Source organism: Actinoplanes sp. CA-142083 (genome assembly GCF_050942195.1).
Classification (GTDB): Bacteria; Actinomycetota; Actinomycetes; order Mycobacteriales; family Micromonosporaceae; genus Actinoplanes.
This window is the reverse complement of record NZ_CP192076.1, coordinates 814,065-833,095: the sequence shown is the minus strand read 5'-3', so window position 1 is coordinate 833,095 and position 19,031 is coordinate 814,065. Positions and strand designations below refer to the sequence as shown.

Below are 19,031 nucleotides of genomic sequence, written 5' to 3'. Positions count from 1 at the left end.
CCGGCCGTTCGCCTGCTAATGACTGACGGCCTCACGCGGCGCGGGCGTCAGCGCGGCGCCGACCCGCTCCACGAGCAGGGCCATCTCGTAGCCGACCTGGCCGACGTCGCAGCTGCGCGCCGCGAGCACGGCCATCGACGAGCCATCGCTGACGGACATGAGGAACAGATATCCGCTGTCCATCTCGATGATCGTCTGCTGGACCGCGCCGGCGCTGAACATGCGGGACGCGCCCTCGGTGAGGCTCACCACGCCGGAGGCGATGGCGGCCAGCTGATCGGCGCGGTCCGTCGGGAGGTCGCGTGACGACGCCAACAGCAGGCCGTCCGCGGACACGGCCACGACGTGGGCGATGCCGGCGACGCTGTTGGCGAAGTTGTTGAGCAGCCAGCCCATGTCGTGCATGGTGGGGGGCCTGGTCACTGGTCCTTCTCCTTAGCCTGGGGGGTGGCGGCTTCGGCAGTGCCGTCCGTACGCCCTCGTTGCACACCACGGTGGTACGCGGACAGGAGTCCACGGACCTCGTCCGGGCTGCGACGGTTCTGGTGGCGCGGTCCGGCCTGTACGCCGCCGGGCACAAGCTGTGCCTGCGGTACACGCTTCGGCAGACCGGACCGGGTGGTGCCGGCGTCGACGGGCTCCGCCGCCGCCATCGCCAGCTTCCAGCCATCGTCGGCAGCCGTCTTCCACCGGTCCTCCGCCGCCGGTCGCGGCCGCGGAACCGATGATCCATTGTGCCCGGTGGTCTCGGGAGCCGGCGCGGGCGGGGGCGCCGGCGAGGCCGGAGCCGGAGCCGGAGCTGGCGCAGGCGCAGGCGCAGCAGGAGGCGCCGGAGGCGGCGAGGCCGGTTGAGAGGAAGAGTTCGGCGGCGGCGCGTATCCGGCGGTCGGCATCCCCCACTCCTCCGTGGCCGCCTCGTGGTTGCGGAACCAGCTCTGCTGCATCTGCACGAAGATCGGAGCGTCGTTCCGCTCCTCGGCCGGCGTGGGCGCCGGCGTGGCCGGCACCGGCGGCATCGCGGCCAGGGCAGCCCCCCAGCTGCCCGAGTCCGGTTGAGCCGGCGCCGGGGTCGGCGACATCGGCGTCGGGGTGAAGCCGTTCATGGTCGTCGCGGTCTCCGCGGTGACCGGCTTGGCCACGCGGGTGGGCAGCGGCGGCCGGTCAGGGGTCGGCGCGGCCGGGCGCTGCGAGGGGAACATCGGCAGCGACGGATGGGCCGGCTGGTCCGGCCAGGACTCGGCGGCGGGCGAGATGGCCGGCAGGGTCGCCGTCGCGGCCCGCGAGGACCAGCCGCCGGCCGACGCCGGGAGCTCCGGCGTCTGCCCGCCGCTGGGCAGCGCCCCGCCGCCGCGGTGCGGGAGCACCACGATGCTGCTCGGCAGGATCACCTGGGCGACCGTGCCGCCCTCGATGTTGGCGCGCAGCTCGACCCGGATGCCGTAGCGGCTGGCGAGCCGGCTGACCACGGCGAGACCCATCAGCCGGAACGCCGCCACGTCCACGTCGGGCGTCTCGGCGAGCCGGCGGTTGAGCTGATCCATCTGCTCCTCGGACATGCCGAGGCCGCGGTCCTCCACCTGGATCACCACGTAGTCGCGGATGCGCCGGGCGTCGGCGACCACGGTGGTGGTGGGCGGGGAGAACCGGGTGGCGTTGTCGAGCAGCTCGGCGACCAGGCGGACGACGTCGTTGACGGCGAGCGCGGCGATCGCGATGTCGGTGTCGACCGTGCCGAACTCGATCCGGTTGTACAGCTCGACCTCGGACTGGCTGGCCCGCAGCGCGTCGACCAGCAGCGCGTCCTCGCGGCGCGGCGCGCTGGAGTCGGCGCCCGCCAGGACCAGCAGGTTCTCGTCGTTGCGGCGCATCCGGGTGGCGAGGTGGTCGAGCTCGAAGAGCCGGGCGAGGCGCTTCGGGTCCTCCTCGGTGCGCTCGATGCTGTCCAGCTCGCCGATCATGCGGTCGACCAGGGACTGCGAGCGGCGGGCGAGGTTGAGGAACATCGCCGAGACGGTGGTGCGCAGCGCCGCCTGCTCGGCCGCGATCCGGACCGCCTCGCGGTGGACCACGTTGAACGCCTGGGCGACCTGGCCGATCTCGTCGCGGTTGGTGAGCCGGATCGGGTCGCGCAGCTGGCCGACGATCTCGTCGGCGCCGCTCTCGCCGAGCGTCCGGGCGTCGCGCAGCCGGGCCACGGCGTCGGGCAGGTCGCGGTTGGCCACCGCGAGCGCGCCCTCCCGCAGCCTGCGCAGCGACAGGTTGAGCGAGCGGGCCAGGATCACCGCGAGGGCGATCGCGACGATCAGCACGAGCAGCACCAGCGCGGCCTCGAGCGCCGCCTGCCGTACGACCGAGGCGCTCTCGTCCGCGGCCAGCGTGACGTTCCGGTTCTCCAGCTCCTGCTCGGCCCAGCGCATCAGGTCGACGACGGCGCCGAAGGAATTGATGACCTCGGCGGCCGGCACGGCCACACCGCGGCCGAGCTGGATCGAGATCTGGTCGGAGAGGTTGACCGCGTCGCCGGTGACCACGTTGTCCACCAGCGACTGCTGCTCGGGCGAGGCGAACGCGGCGAAGGTCAGCAGACCCTCCTGCTGGCTGGTCTGCGACGCGATGAACGAGGCGCGCTGCTCGTTGCTGAGGTCCTTGGAGACCAGCGCCGAGTACGCGGTCGACTCCAGGTCGGCGGCGCCGGACTTGGCCTTGGAGAACGCGCTGGTGGCCCGCAGGCTGTCGCCGACCTCGTCGTCGCCGGCGTACTGGCTCACCGCGTCGCCGTAGCCGAGCAGGTCGGTCAGGACCACGCCGTACCGCGACATGGCCTCGGCAACGCCGAGGCCATCCTTCTTGCTCACCTGGTTGCGGGTGGAGTCCAGCGCGTTCAGGTTGTCGTCGATCTGTACGAGGCGGCTCTGCACGGCCGCCGGCGGATCGTCGAGAGCTTGCCGGTTGTCCCGGTAGACCTTGATCTCGGCGTCGGTCTTCTTGACCGCGTCGGCGTAGGCCGCGACCGGCGCGCCCGGCGTCGCCAGGTACGTGGCGGCCTGCATCCGCTCGTTGTGCAGGAGCTGGGTCAGGGTGGAGACGTCGGTTCCGAGCTGGGTGAGCTTCTCGACCTGGCCGGCCTCGGTGGCCCGCTGACTCACGTCGACCAGACGGGCGGTCGCCAGCACGATCACCGCGGCGAGCGGAACGAACAGGATGAGGGCCAGTTTGGCCCGGATCCGTGCGTCCCTCAGCCGGGGGAAGACACCACGGCGCGTCACCTGGGTCGAAGATCCGGTGCTCACGACTTCTCCTCCGTGGTCATCCCCGTATCTCTTCGCCCGCCAGAGGCTGCGGCTCGGCGATTTCATCAGAGAGAGTTGCCGTTTGGGAAGTCGAAGTCCGCCCGGAAACAAACTTGTTGTCCGATGAGTAACTGCCCTTTCGGTTCCACAATCGACACCGAACGCGTGTTGACGTGCACGAATGTCCCACTGGCCACTGATTGTGATTTTCCGGTTACGGAACACCGTCAAGATTCCAACCAATATGTGAGACAACTGTCTCGCGCCCGCGATCGGCACCGGCTTGACCAGCCGCCTTCACGTTGGCAAGGTTTGGCGCGATCAGACGGACATGTTGTCCGTGCAGGCGCGCCCGCGGCCGGTCACCGTTGCCGCCCGTGTCCCGCGTTTCGCCCCTCGAGGAGGCACCGCAGTGAGGCTCCCCCGCCTCGCCACGGCATCCGTCGTGGCCTCGACGCTTCTCGTCGCCGGACTTGCCGGCTGCACATCGGACGACGAAGGCTCCGGCGGTGACGGCGACACCATTGTGATCGGCGCCGACCTGAACAATTCGTCCAGCGTGGATCTCGCGTACGGCCGCGCCCTGCAGCTGCGGATCGACCAGATCAACGCGTCCGGCCGGCTCGGCAACCGCAAACTGGTGCTCCGCACCCAGGACAACCGCTCCGACCCGAAGGCGTCGCTGAGCAACCTCACCAAGTTCGCCGACGACCCGTCGGTGGCCGCGGTCGTGACCGGCTCGTGCGAGCAGTGCGTGCTCGACAACGTCAAGACGATCAACGACCGGAAGCTGCCGACGATCTCGCTGGCCGCCGCCGACGAGGTCGCCCAGCCGGTCGGCGAGCGGCCGTACATCTTCAAGATCGGCCCCAACTCGGCCGACAGCGCCGCCGCCCTGGTGGGCGAGCTCAACCGGATCAAGGTGCCGAACGTCGCGGTGCTCTACGCCGACGACTACTACGGCCGGGGCGCCGACAAGGCGCTGGACGCCGAGCTCGGCAAGGCCGGCATCGACCAGGCCGCCACCCGCTCGGTGAAGCCGGCCGCCACCGACATCACCCAGGCGGTCGGCACGCTCACCGACACCAAGCCGGGCGCGCTGATCGTGCTGGCCTCGCCCGACCAGGCCGCGCTCGCCGCCTCCGGCGCCCGGAGCGCCGGCTTCAAGGGCCGCATCTACTTCGACGCGGCCGCCGCGAGCGACATGTTCATCCCGATCTCCGCGGCCGCCGCCACCAACAGCACCACGATGGTGTTCACCCAGATCCTGGCGATCGACGACGTGATCGCCACGACGCCGGCCAAGGCCTCGCGCAAGCAATGGTTCCGCGACTACGTGTCGCGCTACGGCAGCTACTCGGGTGTCGCCTCGTTCGCGGCCGACGCCGCCGACCTGATCGCCGCCGGCGCCGCCCGGGTAGGCGCCAACCGCGACCAGATCCGGCAGATCATCGAGACCTCACAGGTGGACGGCATCTCGGGCCCGATCCGCCTCACCCCGGCCAACCATTCCGGCCTCATGCCGCAGGCGCTGACCCTCCTGGTGGCTCGAGCGGGCCGATGGAGACTAGCTTCGTAAGAACACTGAGAGTGATCCCCCAAAAGCTTTCCTTAGAAAGTGGCGTCGCGGGGCACGGATTCCGTAACGTGCCCCGCATGGCACTTCGGACCTCGGCCAAACTGTTGGGGGTCGCGCTCGGCGTTGCCGCGCTGGCCGGCGCAAGTCAGCTCGGACTGGCGTACGGCCTCGGCATAGTGGGCCTCACCCGCACGCTTGACATCACCATGCGTGACCACTGGACAGCCCAACTGGCCTGGGTCGCCTGGTTCGCCATGACCGCGGCGGTGGCCGGCGCCATGGCCGCCCGGCACCGCCTGCCGAAGGGGTCCGGCGCGGGCACCCGGCTCGTCTCGGCGGTCGCCGCCGCCGTCGGCGCGGGGGTGATCGTGCCGCTGACGATGCAGCCGGCCCGCAACACCCACGTGGCCGGGGTGCAGCCGGTTCTGGTGATCGGCATCTGCGCCGCGCTGGGCGTGGCGGCCGGCATCTTCGCCGCCTACGCGGCGCTGAGCCGCGAGGTCGCTCGCTGGAGCTTCGCGACCGTCGGCATCGCCGTCTGGGTGATCGCGGTGGTCTCGGTGGCGCCGTCCATGGCGCCGGGCAAAAACCTTCCTTCCGTACGCCTCGGCGTGCTCGACCCCGAATTCCTCCCCGCCGACGTCACCAAGCGGACGGCGCTGTTCACGATGCCCGTGCTGGCCCTGATCTGCGGCATCGCGCTGGGCTGGGCGGCACGCCGCCGCGGCCTGCCCACGCTGACCATCGCGCTCGCCGGCCTGGCCGGCCCGGCCCTGCTCACCCTGGCCTACCTGATCGCCGGCCCGGGTTCGACCGACTACCAGACCGTCCCGTACTGGGCGGCGATGACCGCGGCCGGCGCCGGCGTGCTCGGCTCGGTCCTGGCGGCCGTCGTCCGCCGCTCCCCCGCGACGACCGGCGACGCGGCGTCCGCCGCCGAGGCACCGCAGCGCCCGCCGCTGCCCAAGCGCGACGCCCAGCCCGACTCGGCCATCGCCCAGGCCGCGGCCACCGCTGCGCAGCGCCCCGAGGAGCAGCTGCGCCCGTCCGACACCGGGGTCCTCACCGCGCCGTTCGACGGCTTCAAGCCCGTGAAGTCGGCCCCCACGCCCGTCCCGCAACAGCCGGCCAAAGGCCGGGGCCGCCGCGGCCGTCAGCAGCCCGAGCAGCAGCAACAGCAGTCCGACAACGTCGCCGAGTGGGTCAGCGGCCTGGGTAACTGATAGACGAACATATATGGAATGACCCGTCGGAGATGTACCGGCGGGCGGCTCCGGGCCACAGGATGGGCGAGACAACCCCCCGATGGCATCGGAGTCCGATCATGATCGTTGACCGGCAACCCCGCACCCGTCTCGGCCGGTTCCTCGCCGGCCTCGCCCTCGTCTTCGCCATCTCCGGCACCGGCCTGGTGGCGCCGGCCGTGGTGGCGCCGACGCACACCGACGCCGCCCAGGCCGCGGTCTACTCGAGCTGCACGATCTCGCGCTGCTCCGCGGCCCGGACGGCCCGCACCGGCTGGTCGTCGCTCGGCTGGCCGCTCGGCGCCGGCTGGTACTCCTGGCCGTACGGCCAGTACAACTACACCGGCGGCACCTTCCAGAACCGGGAGGGCCAGCTGCCGTCGGGCGCGAGCTACAACGAGTACGACGTCTACTCGCGCGCCCGCGGCGCCTCGCGCGACGCGTACCGGATCGTGGTGAACCGGTCCACGAAGGAAACCTGGTTCACCCCCGACCACTACGTGACGTTCTACAAGCTCTGAAGCGGCACGTAGACCTTCGAGCCGGTGGCGCGGAATTCTTCGGATTTGTCCCGCATTCCGCGCTGCCGTATCTCGTGCGAGATCTTCATCGAGCAGAACTTCGGCCCGCACATCGAGCAGAAGTGCGCCGTCTTGGCGGGCGCCGCCGGCAGCGTCTCGTCGTGATACGACCGGGCCGTCTCCGGATCAAGGGCCAGCTCGAACTGGTCCTCCCAGCGGAACTCGAAGCGGGCCTTCGACAGCGCGTCGTCCCACGCTTGCGCCCCCGCGTGCCCCTTGGCCAGGTCGGCCGCGTGCGCCGCGATCTTGTAGGCGATCATCCCGGCCTTCACGTCGTCCCGGTTCGGCAGCCCGAGGTGCTCCTTCGGGGTCACGTAGCAGAGCATCGCCGTCCCGAACATCCCGATCATCGCGGCCCCGATCGCCGAGGTGATGTGGTCGTACGCCGGCGCGATGTCCGTGGTCAGCGGCCCGAGCGTGTAGAACGGCGCCCCGCCGCACAGCTCGACCTGCAGGTCCACGTTCTCCTTGATCTTGTGCATCGGCACGTGGCCCGGCCCCTCGACCATCACCTGCACGCCGTACTCCCAGGCCCGATGGGTCAGCTCGCCCAGTGTCCGCAGCTCCGCGAACTGCGCCTCGTCGTTGGCGTCCGCGATCGATCCCGGCCGCAGCCCGTCCCCGAGCGAGAACGTAATGTCGTATTCCGCAAATATCTGACACAGCTCGTCGAAATTCGTATAGAGGAAATTCTCCTCATGGTGCGCGAGGCACCAGGCCGCCATGATCGACCCGCCCCGCGACACGATCCCGGTCACCCGGTCGGCGGTCAGCGGCACATAGGGCATCAGCACGCCCGCGTGGATCGTCATGTAGTCCACGCCCTGCGCCGCCTGCTCGAGAACCGTCTCGCGGAACACCTCCCACGACAGCCGCGACGGCTCGCCCTTGACCTTCTCCAGGGCCTGGTACAACGGCACGGTCCCGATCGGCACCGGCGAGTTCCGGATGATCGCCTCGCGCGTCTCGTGGATCCGGGGCCCGGTCGACAGGTCCATGACCGTGTCCGCCCCCCACCGCGTCGCCCAGGTCATCTTCTCGACCTCTTCGTCCACCGACGAGGTCACCGCCGACGTGCCGATGTTCGCGTTGACCTTCACCAGGAACCGCGACCCGATCACCATCGGCTCCGACTCCGGGTGGTTGTGGTTGGCCGGCAGCACCGCCCGTCCGGCCGCGATCTCCTCGCGCACCACCGACGCGTCAACATCCTCCCGGATCGCCGCGAACTCCATCTCCGGCGTGATCACTCCGGCGCGCGCCGCCGCAAGTTGCGTGCCGAAAGAAACGCGCCAGGGCGCCCGCAGCGGCGGCAGCCCCACCGACGGATCACTGCCCGGCCCCGACGTGTCGTACAGCCGCACCGGCTCGTTCCCGTCGCTCAGCGGCACCTCGCTGAACGGCACGCGCATGTCCGGACGCGTTCCCTCGACGTAGACCTTCCGCCTCATTTTTGCTCCTAAATAGGTAGATAACGGACGTCAGACGGCAGCAAGAATCCCGCCTACCGGGCCGATGGTGCTCAGGCGAAGTGGTTCAGCGGTCCGGGCCCGGCGCCCAGCCGCCAATCGCACCCACCTCGCAGCGCGGCCGTCACGAACTCCTTCGCCGCGCGAGCCGCCGAGGGCACCGAGTCGCCGAACGCCAGCCGCACCGCCAGCGCCGACGAGAAGGTGCATCCCGACCCGTGGTTGTTGATCGTCGCGACCGGCTCGCCGCGCAGCGTCGTGGTCACCCCGTCGTGCCACAACACGTCCGTCGCCAGCTCGCTGCCGGTCACCACCACCGCGCGCGCCCCACCTTCGGCGAGCCGGGCGGCCGCCAAAACCATTTCCTCGGCCGTTTCCACCGAGCTTTGCGTGAGGGCGCCGGCTTCCTGCCGATTAGGCGTCAAGATGCTTTCGTACGCGATGAGCGGCGCGACAGCCGCAGCAGCGGAGAGCCGTGCTCCTGAGGTCGCGACCAGAACCGGATCGACCACCAGGTTGGGCAGTTGCCGCCCACGGGCTCGGATGAGCTCGGCCACCGCCTTGTCGCCGATCATCCCGACCTTCACCGCCGCCACGTCGAAATCGGAAAGCACCGCGTCGAGCTGCGCCTCCACGATCTCGATCGGCACCGGATGAATGGCCGTGACCCCCACGGTGTTCTGCGCCGTGATCGCCGTGATGACCGAGGTCCCGTACGCTCCCAGCGCCGCGAACGTCTTGAGGTCGGCCTGAATCCCCGCTCCCCCACCGGAATCCGACCCGGCAATCGTCAGCACGACCGGAGGCGTCATCGCGGCACCACCAGGTCGTCCTCCAGATCGGACGACGTCGACCCTTGTGCCCCGCGAGCCACGCGGGCGGCGCCGAAGGCAGCGGCCAGCTCCCGCGACACCTGCTCCGGGTCGTCGGCGCGCATCACCGCGCCCATGACCGCGATGCCCCGCGCCCCCGCCGCCGCGCAGGCCGCCGCCCGTGCCGGGGTGTCGATCCCGCCCAGCGCCAGCCACGGCGCCTCGCCCGCGAACCCGGCCGCCCGCGCCGGCGCCAAGGCCGGCCCGTATCCCGGCTTGGACCGCGTCGGGTAGATCGGCGACAGCGTCACGTAGTCCTCGATGGACAGACGTGGGGTGTCGTGGCAGGAGCGCCCGATCAGCGCGACTCCGGCGGCCGGAAGCGGGTCGGCCTCGGCCAGGTGCACGGCGTCCGCGCCGAGCGGGTCGGGCCCGGCCACGATCAGCCGTCCGGGCGGCAGGAGATCCCTCAACGCGACCGCGAGTGCTCGCCTGTCGGCGTACGGCAAATCTCGCTCGCGGAGAATGACCCACGCGACGCCGCCGCGGACCGCCCGCTTGACCACCGTCAGGAGCGAGCCGGAGGCGAGCCGTCGATCGGTCAGCAGGACCAGACCGCTTGGCGTCACCATTGCGCCAGACCCTCGTCCGAAGTGGACGCGACCGCGTGGAAGCGCTTGGGAATCCGCCCCGACGCGTAGGCGAGCCGGCCGGCCGCCACCGCGTGCCGCATAGCCGCCGCCATCCCCGCCGGATCGTCGGCCCGGGTGATCGCGCTCGCGATGAGCACCGCGTCGCAGCCCAGCTCCATCGCCAGCGCCGCGTCCGAGGCCGTGCCGATGCCCGCGTCCAGCACCACCGGGATCTCCACCGACTGCCGGATCAACCGGATGTGGTGCGGGTTGGAGATGCCCAGGCCGGAACCGATCGGCGACCCGGCCGGCATCACCGCCGCGCACCCCACGTCGGCCAGCCGGCGGGCCAGGATCGGGTCGTCGCTCGTGTACGGCAGCACCGTGAACCCGTCGGCCACCAGTTGCTCGGCCGCCTTCAGCAACTCCACGCCGTCGGGCAGCAGCGTCCGCTCGTCGCCGATCACCTCGAGCTTGATGAGATCGGTCTCGAACGCGTCCCGCGCCAGGTGCGCCGTCTTGATCGCGTCGCCGGCCGTGTAGCAGCCGGCCGTGTTCGGCAGCACCCGCACCCCGAGCCGGTCGAGCATCGGCAGCAGCCCCGGCCCGGCGGCGTCGACACGCCGCAGAGCCACCGTGACCAGCTCGGTCTCCGACGCCCGGATCGCCTCTTCAAGGGCCGCGAGACTGTTGGCGCCGCCGGTCCCGAGGATGAGCCGCGATTCCCCGAACAGCATCGTCATCCCCCTTGCGCCGCGGTGAGCACCTCGACCGCGTCCCCGTCGGCAAGCCGGCTCGTCTCCCAGGTCGAGCGCGGCACGACGGTCCCGTTGACCGCCACCGCGACCCCGCGCCGCGCCTCGGTCAAGCGCTCGACCAGGTCGGCCACCGAAAGGGCGTCACCCTCCACGAGCTCCCGCCCGTTGACCGTCAACCGCATCAGAACCTCCCCGGCGCGAAGTGCTCGAGCAACGGATCGTGCTCACCGTCAACCAGCCCAGCGATCAGATCGGCCGTGATCGGCGCCAGCAGCACCCCGTTCCGGTGATGCCCCGCCGCGACGATGACTTGCCTGCCGCTCCCCACCCGCGACCCGCTCCCGACCTGCGACCCGCTTCCCGCGTGCGGCGCGTCGTCGGCCAGCCGGCCCAGCAGCGGCGCGTTGTCCGGCGTGCCCGGCCGGTGGCCCACGGTCGTCTCGACCAGCTCCCATTCGGCCAGCCCGGGCACCAGCTCGATCGCCGCGTGCAGCAGGTCATGCACCCCGCCCGCCGTGACGGTCCAATCGGTTCGTTCCTCCTGGGTGGCGCCGACCACGATCTCGCCATCGGCTCGCGGCACCAGATAGACGTGCCGCCCATCGACGGTCGCGTCGAGCACATGCCGCAACAGCCCCGGCTCCCCGCGCAGCCGCAGCACCTGCCCTTTCACCGGCCGCACCGGCAGCCCCGTCAACGCGGCGGTCCCACACCCGGCCGCGACCACGACCGTCTCCGCGTCCACTTCAGACAGGGCGTTGATCCGTTTTGCGACGATCCGCCCAGCGAGCCGCTCCCGCAGCGCCGCCACCACCTTGCGCGGATCCACCTGCCGCTCGGCCGGCGCGAACACTCCCGCCCGCACTCGCGGCGACAGTGCCGGCTCAAGCTCACGCAGCTCCGAGGGCCGCAACAGCGGAAGCTTCTGCCGAGTCCAGACCCGAGCCGCGTCGGCGAGATCGTCCGCCGTCATCGCCAGCCCGAGCGTCCCCGCGTCGTCATAGCCCACATCCACCCCGAGCTCCGCGGCAAAGGCCGGCCACCGCTCGTTGGACTCCTCAAGCAGCCGCGCAAGCGCCGGCTGCTCGAACGCCGACTCCCCGCCGGGCGCCAGCATCCCCGCCGCGACCTGCCAGGCCCCCGGCTCCCCGCTGTCCAGCACCGTGACGTCGAAGCCCCGCTCCACCAGCCGCCACGCAATGGAAAGCCCGATGATCCCCGCTCCCACCACGGTGACGTTCATCGCGCGAGCACTTTCAGCAGCTCGATCGTGGCCCCGGCCGGATCGGCCGCGATCGCCGAGATCGCAGCCACCCCGTATCCCGGCAGCTCAGCGGCCCTCGAAGCGGTGATCCCACCGATAGCGATCACCGGCGTCCCCGGCACCGCGTCGACCACCGCCCCGATCCCCGCCGCCCCGAGCGGCGGCGGCAACCCGTCCTTGCTGGACGTCGCGAACGCCGGCCCCACCCCGAGATAACTCGCGCCTTCGGCAACCGCAGCCCGCGCCGCCACCGGGTTCCGGCAGGTAGCACCCACGATCATCGTCGGCCCCACCACCCGCCGCACCGCTTCGACGGGCAGGTCTTCCGCCCCCACGTGCACGCCATCCGCGCCGGCCGCGAGCGCCACCCCCACCCGGTCATCGACCAGGCACAGCGCCCCCGCGGACCGGCACACTTCGAGCGCGGCGACAGTCAGCTCGTACGCGAGCCGATCTGATGTTTTGACCCGCACCTGGATCGCGACCGGCCCGTGTCCCACGGCTCCGCGCACCACATCGAGCGAGTCGGTGACGATTTGCAAACGAGGAAACAACGAACGCTCCTCCCTGCGCCGGCATGATCCGGATCAGGTTCGACGGTCGGGGGCCGCATCAGCCCCCCTCTCAGCCCGGTGCACCGGACTCCCGTGGGGTTGTCTTCTCCCGGACGCTAACCGTCCAACGACCAAAAATCCAGCGATCGCCGCCGGTGAGATGGCACTCGGTTTTCGACGCCGCGGGGTTTGCGGCGACGGAAATCGCGTGCCATCTCACCGGTTACCAGGCGATCGCCCGCGGAGCGAAGCGCAGCCAGCCAGCTCAGCGCACGTCCCAAACCGGCTCGGGGGTCTCGATCACTTCCCCGTCGCCCTGGAACAGCACGAAGCGGTCGAAGGACCGGGTGAACCATCGGTCGTGAGTGACCGCGATCACCGTCCCCTCGAACTGCTTCAACCCCTCCTCCAGCGCCTCCGCCGAGGCCAGGTCCAAGTTGTCCGTTGGCTCATCCAGCAGCAGAACCGTCGCCCCCGACAGCTCCAGCAGCAGCACCAGGAACCGCGCCTGCTGCCCGCCGGACAGGGTGCCGAACAGCTGATCGCCCTGCCCCGCCAGCTCGTACCGATTGAGGGCCTTCATCGCCCCCGCCCGATCCATCCCGGAGCGATGATCGTCACCCCGCCACAGGATCTCGACGAGCGTCCGCTCGAGCAGTTCCGGCCGGTCGTGGGTCTGCGAGAAGTGCCCGGGCCGCACCCGCGCGCCGAGCCGGGCCACCCCGGAATGCGCCACGTGCGCGAGCGGCGCCCCGTCGACCGGCTTGTTCTCGGATTCCGGGTCGCTGCCGCCGGCCGCCAGCAACCGCAGGAAATGCGACTTGCCGGTGCCGTTCGCGCCGAGCACCGCGACCCGGTCGCCGTACCAGATCTCCAGGTCGAACGGGAATGTCAGATCGTCCATCTCGAGCTGTTCGCAGATCACCGCCCGCTTGCCGGTGCGGCCGCCGCGCAGTTTCATCCGCAGCGACTGATCCTTGGGCGGCAGCGGCGGCGGGCCCGCTTCCTCGAACTTGCGCAGCCGTGTCTGGGCGGACTGATACCGAGAGGCCATATCGGAGTTGTAGGCGGCCTTCTGCTTGTACATCAGCATCAGCTCGCGCAGCTTCTGATGCTCCTCATCCCAGCGCCGGCGGTTTTCCTCGAGCTTCTCGTGCCGGTGCACCCGGGCCTCGTGCCACGATGCGAACCCGCCCGGATGCGTCCACGCGCTCCCGCCCTCGACCGCCACCACGCGATCGGCGGTCTGGGCCAGCAGTTCGCGGTCATGCGAGACGAACAGCACCGATTTGGACGACTCCTTCAGCCGCTGCTCGAGCCAGCGCTTGCCGGGCACGTCGAGGAAGTTGTCGGGCTCGTCGAGCAGCAGCACCTCGTCGCGGCCGCGCAGCAGCAGGTCGAGCGCGAAGCGTTTCTGCTGGCCGCCGGAGAGCGTGCGGACCGGCCGGCGCCGCACCTCGTCCCACGGCTTGGCGAGGATCGCGACGGCCACGGTGTCGAAGAGCACCTCGGCGTCGTACCCGCCCACCTCACCCCAGTGGGCGAGGGCATTGGCGTAGGCGATCTGGCTGCGCTCGGTCTCGTCCAGTGTGGCGGCGGCGGAGGCGAGCCGTTCACCCGCGGCGCCCAGTGCGGGCTCGACCAACGACAAGGCAAGATCTTCCAGCGTACGGTCGTCGCCGATCATCCCGATGAACTGGCGCATGACGCCCAGCCCACCGGAGCGCGCGATGCTCCCGGCCTGGGTCGGCAGGTCGCCGGCGACCATCCGCAGCAGCGTGGTCTTGCCCGCGCCGTTCGGCCCGACCAGCGCGACCTTGGCCCCCTCGCCGACCCGGAACGACACGTCGGCGAGAAGCTCCCGGCCGTCGGGCAGCACGAAGCCCACCCCGGCGACATCCACGTAACCCATGGCCGGCATTCTCCCGGGTACGCGCCCGGAGGTCAGCCGGTTTTCCGCGCCACCCGCAGCACCCGGAAGCCTTTCTGACTGGCCATTCGCTCGACCAGCCAGCCGTGCTCGACGAGCCAGGCGTGCAGCGAGTCGCCGCCGAGATGCCGGTTGATCACCAGCCAGGCCACCGCGTCCGGCGCGAGCCGGGGCAGCCAGCGCTCCATCAGAGCATGCAGCTCGGCCTTGCCCACGTGGGTCGGCGGGTTGCTCCAGATCTCGTCGAAAACGACGTCGCCCGGCACCTCGTCGGGCGCCGCCACCTTGACGTTCGGCAGGCCGAGCGTCGCCGCGTTCTCCGCGGTGAGCTCGCGGGCCCGCGAGTTCACGTCCACCGCCCACACGGTGACCTGCGGCGACTCGGTGGCCAGCACCGCGGCGATCGGGCCGTAGCCGCAGCCCAGGTCGAGGAAGACCCCGGTCCGCCCGGCGGTGGGCAGGTCACCCTTGCGCAGGAGCACGGCGGTGCCGGGGTCGAGCCGCCCGGCCGAGAAGACGCCGGACGCCACGGCCAGCCGGTAGTCGCGCCCCGCGACGTTGAACTCGATCTCGCCACGCTGGGCGGGCGTCGTGGGCTCGGCGCTGAAGTAATGCTCGGCGGTCACCCCGCAAGTCTGCCGCGACCCGGCCCGCCACCTGCGCCGGGGTGCCGCACATGGTGTGCGGCCATCGATCACCGTGCGCTTCTAGCGTGAAATGCATGCTGTACGGCACCCCTCAACGCCGCGAGCATCGCGCGCCCGGCGGCGCGCTGGCCCTGTTCGGCAGCGTCCTCGCCGCGGCCCGTCCCCTGGGACGGCGCGGCAACGGCGCCGGTCAGCACCGTTCGCCGGCCCGGCAACGCTCGCGCGCGGCTCCCGCGCCCACCCGACAAAGCACTTCCACCCGGCAAAGCACGCCCACTCGGCAGAGCACGCCCGCCCGGCAGAGCACGCCCGCACGGCGAAGCGCCCCGCCAAGCGCGCCCGCCCGCCAAGCCCCGCGGGCCGTCCGTGAGCCGCAGTGGGCCGCGCAGTTCATGGTCCGCGGCCTGGCCGGGCTGATCCTGCTCGCGCTGATCTCGATGACCCTCTTCTTCGTGCTGGCCGGCGACCACGGCGGCGGCGACCCGACGGCCGGCCCCGACCCGATCGCGGCCGGCATGCTCGCCTCCCGCACGGTCGACGCCGATCCGCTCACCGTCGAGGAGATCTTCCCGGACAGCGGCACCGTCCGGCCGACGGGCGCCAACCCGTACCGGATCACACTCACCCACATCGACACCGACTGCCGCACGGCGACCACCGGCGAACTGGGCGGCCTGCTCGCCGGGCACGGCTGCAGCCAGGTGGTGCGGGCCGGCCTGGTCGCGCCGTACGGCGACTACCGAGTGACCGCCGGCATGTTCAACCTGGCCGACGCGTCCGGCGCCGTCGAGGTGGACGACGTGCTCCGTCACCTGGTGGAGACCGGCGACGGCGGCTTCGCGACCCTGCCCGCCGCGAGATCCGACCCGGAGGCGCTGCCCACCGCGCAGGTCGGCTGGCGCACCCGCGGCCACTACCTGCTCTACTGCGTGATCAACCGGCCCGACGACAGCGTGGTCGCGGCCGACGACCCGTACGCGGCCCGCATCACCGACGACCTCGTCGACAGCTACCTGGGGACCACCGTCCTGGGCCGGCGCGCCGCGGGTTTCTAGGCTCGCATCCGCCGGGTGGCGTCCGCCCGCGCCGCGTACTCGGCCTCTTCCGGATAGCCCACCGCGATCAGCGTCAGCCCGTTCGCCGGCGCCACGGTGACCTCGCTCGACCGTTCACGCAGCGTCAGCAGTTTCCGCGGCCACGACGGCTCGCGGCGGCCATCGCCCACGGTCAGCATGGCGCCCACGAGGCTGCGCACCATCGACTGGCAGAACGCGTCGGCCTGCACGGTCGCCACGCACACGCCATCCGGGTCACGCCGCCAGTCGAGCCGGGTGATCGCCCGCACGGTGGTGGCGTGCTCCTTCCGCTTGCAGTAGGCCGCGTAGTCGTTCTCCCCCACCAGCCCGGCCGCGGCGGCGTTGAGCCGCTCCAGCTCGAGCGGCCGCACCCAGCCCAGGGTGTCGTGGCGTCGCAGCGGCTCCGGCCCCCACGGCGTGTCCGCGACGCGGTACTCGTACCGCCGGAAGGTCGCCGAGAAGCGCGCGTCGAACGACGCCGGCACCGGCGTGATCGCCCGGACCCGCGCGTCCGGCGGCATCAGCGCGGCCAGTCGCCGCAGCAGCGACCCCTCGAGGTCGGCCCACGACTCGAGCGGCAGGTCGACATGGCAGACCTGCCCGGTGGCGTGCACCCCCGTGTCGGTACGCCCGGCCACCGTGAGCCCGAGCGGCGCGTCGACGAGACGCCCGAACGCCTCGGTGAGCACCCCGGCGACCGTGCGCCTCCCCGGCTGCGCGGCCCATCCGGAGAAGTCGGCGCCGTCGTACGACACATCCAGCCGTAAGCGGATCGTCTCCATCGCACTCCCATGAGAAAGGCCCGGCACCCCCTGAAGGGTGCCGGGCCTCCGTACGCGAAAGCTAGGCCTTCTCGTCTTCGCCTTCGGCCTTGTCGCCGGGGCCCTCGGCGCCCTTGTCACCGGAAGCGTTCTCCGGCGCCTCGGCGTCCTGGTCCGCCTCGGTCGCGGCGGCGGGCGCCTCGTCCTCGCGGGCCAGCGCCTCGACCTTGTCCTGCTGCGCCGCGGCCTTGCGGGCCGTCTTCTTGGCCGGCGCCGTGGTGGCCGCGACCTCGAGCTCCTCGACCAGCTCGATGACGGCCATCGGAGCGGCGTCACCCTTGCGCGGGCCGGTCTTGGTGATGCGGGTGTAGCCGCCCGGGCGGTTGCCGTACCGCGGAGCGATCTGCTCGAACAGGGCGTACACGACGTCCTTGTCCTTCACGACGGTCAGGACCCGGCGGCGGGAGTGCAGGTCGCCGCGCTTGGCCTTCGTGATGAGCTGCTCAGCCAGCGGGCGCAGGCGCTTGGCCTTCGTCTCGGTGGTCTTGATCTTCCCGTGCCGGAAGAGCTCCGTGGCCAGGTTGGCCAGGATCAGCTTCTCGTGCGCCGGGCTGCCGCCGAGGCGGGGTCCCTTGGTGGGCGTGGGCATTTCCGATGCTCCTTGTTAAGGCAAGGTGGCCGAGCTTACAGCTGCTCGGTCTCGCGGTAGTCGTCGGTGTCGTAGTCCACGTCGCCGAACGAATCCACGACGTGCGCCGGGTCGAAGGACGGCGCGCTGTCCTTGAGGCCCAGGCCCATTCCGGCGAGCTTCATCTTGACCTCGTCGATGGACTTCTGACCGAAATTCCTTATATCGAGAAGATCGGCTTCCGTACGCCCTATCAACTCGCCCACGCTGTTGATGCCCTCGCGCTTGAGGCAGTTGTACGACCGGACGGTGAGGTCCAGCTCCTCGATCGGCAGGGCCAGGTCGGCAGCGAGCTGCGCGTCCTGCGGCGACGGGCCGATGTCGATGCCCTCGGCGGTCTCGTCCAGCTCGCGGCAGAGGCCGAACAGCTCGACGAGGGTCGAGCCGGCCGACGCCAGCGCGGTGCGGGGCGAGATGGACGCCTTCGACTCGACGTCGATGATCAGGCGGTCGAAGTCGGTGCGCTGCTCGACACGGGTCGCCTCGACGCGGTACGTCACCTTCATGACCGGCGAGTAGATCGAGTCGACCGGGATGCGGCCGATCTCGGCGCCGGTGTTCTTGTTCTGCGCCGCCGTGACGTAGCCACGGCCCCGCTCGACGGTGAGCTCCATGTCGAGCCGGCCCTTGCTGTTCAGCGTGGCCAGCTTGAGGTCGGGGTTGTGCACGGAGACGCCGGCCGGGGGCTGGATGTCACCGGCGGTGACGTCGCCCGGGCCCTGCTTGCGCAGGTACATGCTGACCGGCTCGTCGTGCTCGGAGCTGACGGTGAGCTCCTTGACGTTCATGACCAGCTCGACCACGTCCTCCTTGACACCGGGGATCGTGGTGAACTCGTGCAGGACGCCGTCGATCTTGATGCTGGTCACCGCCGCGCCCGGGATGGACGACAGCAGGGTCCGGCGGAGGGAGTTGCCGAGGGTGTAGCCGAAGCCCGGCTCCAGAGGCTCGATGGTGAACCGGGAGCGGGTTTCCGAGAGCGACTCCTCCGAGAGGGTCGGCCGCTGGCTGATGAGCACGCGTTTCTTCTTTCTGTCGGGCCACCCACTATTTGATGGCCGTCCGGTGATGCACCGGGGGCGCCGTAGCGGCGCCCCCGGCTGAGCGCTACTTGGAGTAGAGCTCGACGATCAGCTGCTCCTGGACCTGCGTGTCGATGACCGCGCGGGACGGGAGCGAGTGCACGAGAATCTTCATCTCGCTGGGGATGGGCTCGAGCCACGCCGGCACCGGCCGGGACCCGGCCTGAGCCTGGGCGACGACGAAGGGGGTCATCTCCTTCGACTTCTCCCGGGTGGTGACGATGTCGTGCTCCTTGACGCGGTAGGACGGGATGTCCACCTTCACGCCGTTGACCAGGAAGTGGCCGTGCTTGACCAGCTGCCGGGCCATGTCCCGGGACTGCGCGAGGCCGGCCCGGTAGACGACGTTGTCGAGACGCGACTCGAGGATCTGCAGGAGCACCTCACCGGTCTTGCCGGGCTTGGTGACAGCCTCCTCGTAGTAACCGCGGAACTGCTTCTCGAGCACGCCGTAGACGCGGCGGGCCTTCTGCTTCTCGCGGTGCTGGAGCAGGTACTCGGTCTCCTTCGTGCGACCGCGGCCGTGCTGGCCGGGCGGGAAGGGACGCGACTCGAACGGGCACTTCGGCCCGTCGCACTTGCTGCCCTTGAGGAACAGCTTCATCTTCTCGCGGCGGCAGCGCTTGCAGTCCGCACCTGTATAACGAGCCATTGTTCCTAGATC

The 19,031-nt window shown here is 70.9% G+C and carries 19 protein-coding genes and 1 riboswitch; of the genes, 4 read left to right on the top strand and 15 right to left on the bottom strand.

Annotation, left to right across the window (positions count from 1 at the left end; genetic code table 11):
- Positions 1-15: 15 nt before the first annotated feature.
- A complete protein-coding gene (locus ACQPZX_RS04010; RefSeq protein WP_378965230.1) occupies positions 16-423 on the bottom strand; it encodes a roadblock/LC7 domain-containing protein in 408 nt (135 codons plus the stop codon).
- Positions 420-3,356 (bottom strand): nitrate- and nitrite sensing domain-containing protein, encoded by a 2,937-nt coding sequence (locus ACQPZX_RS04005; protein ID WP_433374440.1) that lies wholly within the window; start codon positions 3,354-3,356, stop codon positions 420-422. The genes ACQPZX_RS04010 and ACQPZX_RS04005 overlap by 4 nt, the downstream gene beginning before the upstream one ends.
- 379 nt (positions 3,357-3,735) lie before the next feature.
- Here ACQPZX_RS04005 and ACQPZX_RS04000 point away from each other — a divergent pair, with 379 nt between their 5' ends.
- The 3 genes from ACQPZX_RS04000 to ACQPZX_RS03990 all read left to right on the top strand — a co-directional run bounded on the left by ACQPZX_RS04000 (position 3,736) and on the right by ACQPZX_RS03990 (position 6,634).
- A complete protein-coding gene (locus ACQPZX_RS04000; protein ID WP_433374437.1) occupies positions 3,736-4,869 on the top strand; it encodes an ABC transporter substrate-binding protein in 1,134 nt (377 codons plus the stop codon).
- Between the two features lie 77 nt (positions 4,870-4,946).
- Positions 4,947-6,092: a hypothetical protein gene (locus ACQPZX_RS03995; RefSeq protein ID WP_433374434.1), complete on the top strand. Its 1,146-nt coding sequence runs from the start codon at positions 4,947-4,949 to the stop codon at positions 6,090-6,092.
- Positions 6,093-6,193: 101 nt separating this feature from the next.
- The gene (locus ACQPZX_RS03990; protein WP_433374432.1) at positions 6,194-6,634 is read left to right on the top strand and encodes a ribonuclease domain-containing protein; all 441 of its coding nucleotides are present in this window, start codon (positions 6,194-6,196) and stop codon (positions 6,632-6,634) included.
- Here ACQPZX_RS03990 and thiC read toward each other — a convergent pair.
- The 9 genes from thiC to ACQPZX_RS03945 form a co-directional block, all read right to left on the bottom strand.
- Positions 6,622-8,145: a phosphomethylpyrimidine synthase ThiC gene (thiC, locus tag ACQPZX_RS03985; RefSeq protein WP_433374429.1), complete on the bottom strand. Its 1,524-nt coding sequence runs from the start codon at positions 8,143-8,145 to the stop codon at positions 6,622-6,624. The genes ACQPZX_RS03990 and thiC overlap by 13 nt on opposite strands.
- Before the next feature lie 71 nt (positions 8,146-8,216).
- A complete protein-coding gene (gene thiD / locus ACQPZX_RS03980) occupies positions 8,217-8,975 on the bottom strand; it encodes a bifunctional hydroxymethylpyrimidine kinase/phosphomethylpyrimidine kinase (RefSeq protein WP_433374426.1) in 759 nt (252 codons plus the stop codon).
- Entirely contained in the window at positions 8,972-9,607 is a 636-nt protein-coding gene (locus ACQPZX_RS03975; RefSeq protein ID WP_433374423.1) for a thiamine phosphate synthase, read from the bottom strand. Before ACQPZX_RS03975 ends, thiD begins: the two co-directional genes overlap by 4 nt.
- On the bottom strand, positions 9,601-10,350 hold the full coding sequence (locus ACQPZX_RS03970; protein WP_433374420.1) for a thiazole synthase: 750 nt from the start codon (positions 10,348-10,350) through the stop codon (positions 9,601-9,603). The genes ACQPZX_RS03975 and ACQPZX_RS03970 overlap by 7 nt, the downstream gene beginning before the upstream one ends.
- The gene (thiS, locus tag ACQPZX_RS03965; RefSeq protein WP_433374418.1) at positions 10,347-10,547 is read right to left on the bottom strand and encodes a sulfur carrier protein ThiS; all 201 of its coding nucleotides are present in this window, start codon (positions 10,545-10,547) and stop codon (positions 10,347-10,349) included. Before thiS ends, ACQPZX_RS03970 begins: the two co-directional genes overlap by 4 nt.
- On the bottom strand, positions 10,547-11,608 hold the full coding sequence (thiO, locus tag ACQPZX_RS03960) for a glycine oxidase ThiO (protein ID WP_433374415.1): 1,062 nt from the start codon (positions 11,606-11,608) through the stop codon (positions 10,547-10,549). The genes thiS and thiO overlap by 1 nt, the downstream gene beginning before the upstream one ends.
- Positions 11,605-12,183 (bottom strand): thiamine phosphate synthase, encoded by a 579-nt coding sequence (locus ACQPZX_RS03955; protein WP_433374412.1) that lies wholly within the window; start codon positions 12,181-12,183, stop codon positions 11,605-11,607. The genes thiO and ACQPZX_RS03955 overlap by 4 nt, the downstream gene beginning before the upstream one ends.
- A riboswitch (TPP riboswitch) is annotated at positions 12,177-12,288 on the bottom strand. Its footprint overlaps the gene before it by 7 nt.
- 160 nt (positions 12,289-12,448) lie before the next feature.
- Positions 12,449-14,095, bottom strand: coding sequence for an ABC-F family ATP-binding cassette domain-containing protein (locus ACQPZX_RS03950; RefSeq protein WP_433374409.1), 1,647 nt, complete (start codon positions 14,093-14,095; stop codon positions 12,449-12,451).
- A gap of 32 nt (positions 14,096-14,127) precedes the next feature.
- Positions 14,128-14,739, bottom strand: a complete 612-nt coding sequence (locus ACQPZX_RS03945; protein ID WP_433374406.1) for a class I SAM-dependent methyltransferase — start codon at positions 14,737-14,739, stop codon at positions 14,128-14,130.
- Between the two features lie 95 nt (positions 14,740-14,834).
- On the opposite strand from ACQPZX_RS03945, the gene ACQPZX_RS03940 reads away from it, so the two are divergent.
- Complete coding sequence (locus ACQPZX_RS03940) at positions 14,835-15,815, top strand: hypothetical protein (RefSeq protein ID WP_433374404.1); 981 nt, start codon at positions 14,835-14,837, stop codon at positions 15,813-15,815.
- Here ACQPZX_RS03940 and truA read toward each other — a convergent pair.
- The 4 genes from truA to rpsD all read right to left on the bottom strand — a co-directional run bounded on the left by truA (position 15,812) and on the right by rpsD (position 19,019).
- A complete protein-coding gene (truA, locus tag ACQPZX_RS03935; protein WP_433374401.1) occupies positions 15,812-16,618 on the bottom strand; it encodes a tRNA pseudouridine(38-40) synthase TruA in 807 nt (268 codons plus the stop codon). The genes ACQPZX_RS03940 and truA overlap by 4 nt on opposite strands.
- Positions 16,619-16,679: 61 nt before the next feature.
- On the bottom strand, positions 16,680-17,246 hold the full coding sequence (gene rplQ / locus ACQPZX_RS03930) for a 50S ribosomal protein L17 (protein WP_433374398.1): 567 nt from the start codon (positions 17,244-17,246) through the stop codon (positions 16,680-16,682).
- 35 nt (positions 17,247-17,281) lie between these two features.
- Positions 17,282-18,304, bottom strand: a complete 1,023-nt coding sequence (locus ACQPZX_RS03925) for a DNA-directed RNA polymerase subunit alpha (RefSeq protein ID WP_020513615.1) — start codon at positions 18,302-18,304, stop codon at positions 17,282-17,284.
- Between the two features lie 88 nt (positions 18,305-18,392).
- Positions 18,393-19,019 carry a 30S ribosomal protein S4 gene (gene rpsD, locus ACQPZX_RS03920; RefSeq protein ID WP_030436525.1) on the bottom strand — a complete coding sequence of 209 codons (627 nt, stop codon included), beginning with the start codon at positions 19,017-19,019 and terminating at the stop codon, positions 18,393-18,395.
- Positions 19,020-19,031: the final 12 nt, after the last annotated feature.

Excerpts from the sequence above, each read along its gene's own strand:
- ACQPZX_RS03990 (WP_433374432.1), top strand. The coding sequence starts at position 6,194 with ATGATCGTTGACCGGCAACCCCGCACCCGTCTCGGCCGGTTCCTCGCC.
- ACQPZX_RS04005 (WP_433374440.1), bottom strand. The coding sequence starts at position 3,356 with ATGAAATCGCCGAGCCGCAGCCTCTGGCGGGCGAAGAGATACGGGGAT.
- thiS (WP_433374418.1), bottom strand. The coding sequence starts at position 10,547 with ATGCGGTTGACGGTCAACGGGCGGGAGCTCGTGGAGGGTGACGCCCTT.
- thiC (WP_433374429.1), bottom strand. The coding sequence starts at position 8,145 with ATGAGGCGGAAGGTCTACGTCGAGGGAACGCGTCCGGACATGCGCGTG.
- ACQPZX_RS03995 (WP_433374434.1), top strand. The coding sequence starts at position 4,947 with ATGGCACTTCGGACCTCGGCCAAACTGTTGGGGGTCGCGCTCGGCGTT.
- rplQ (WP_433374398.1), bottom strand. The coding sequence starts at position 17,246 with ATGCCCACGCCCACCAAGGGACCCCGCCTCGGCGGCAGCCCGGCGCAC.
- rpsD (WP_030436525.1), bottom strand. The coding sequence starts at position 19,019 with ATGGCTCGTTATACAGGTGCGGACTGCAAGCGCTGCCGCCGCGAGAAG.
- ACQPZX_RS03950 (WP_433374409.1), bottom strand. The coding sequence starts at position 14,095 with ATGGGTTACGTGGATGTCGCCGGGGTGGGCTTCGTGCTGCCCGACGGC.
- ACQPZX_RS03940 (WP_433374404.1), top strand. The coding sequence starts at position 14,835 with ATGCTGTACGGCACCCCTCAACGCCGCGAGCATCGCGCGCCCGGCGGC.
- thiO (WP_433374415.1), bottom strand. The coding sequence starts at position 11,608 with ATGAACGTCACCGTGGTGGGAGCGGGGATCATCGGGCTTTCCATTGCG.
- ACQPZX_RS03970 (WP_433374420.1), bottom strand. The coding sequence starts at position 10,350 with ATGACGATGCTGTTCGGGGAATCGCGGCTCATCCTCGGGACCGGCGGC.
- thiD (WP_433374426.1), bottom strand. The coding sequence starts at position 8,975 with ATGACGCCTCCGGTCGTGCTGACGATTGCCGGGTCGGATTCCGGTGGG.
- ACQPZX_RS03975 (WP_433374423.1), bottom strand. The coding sequence starts at position 9,607 with ATGGTGACGCCAAGCGGTCTGGTCCTGCTGACCGATCGACGGCTCGCC.
- truA (WP_433374401.1), bottom strand. The coding sequence starts at position 16,618 with ATGGAGACGATCCGCTTACGGCTGGATGTGTCGTACGACGGCGCCGAC.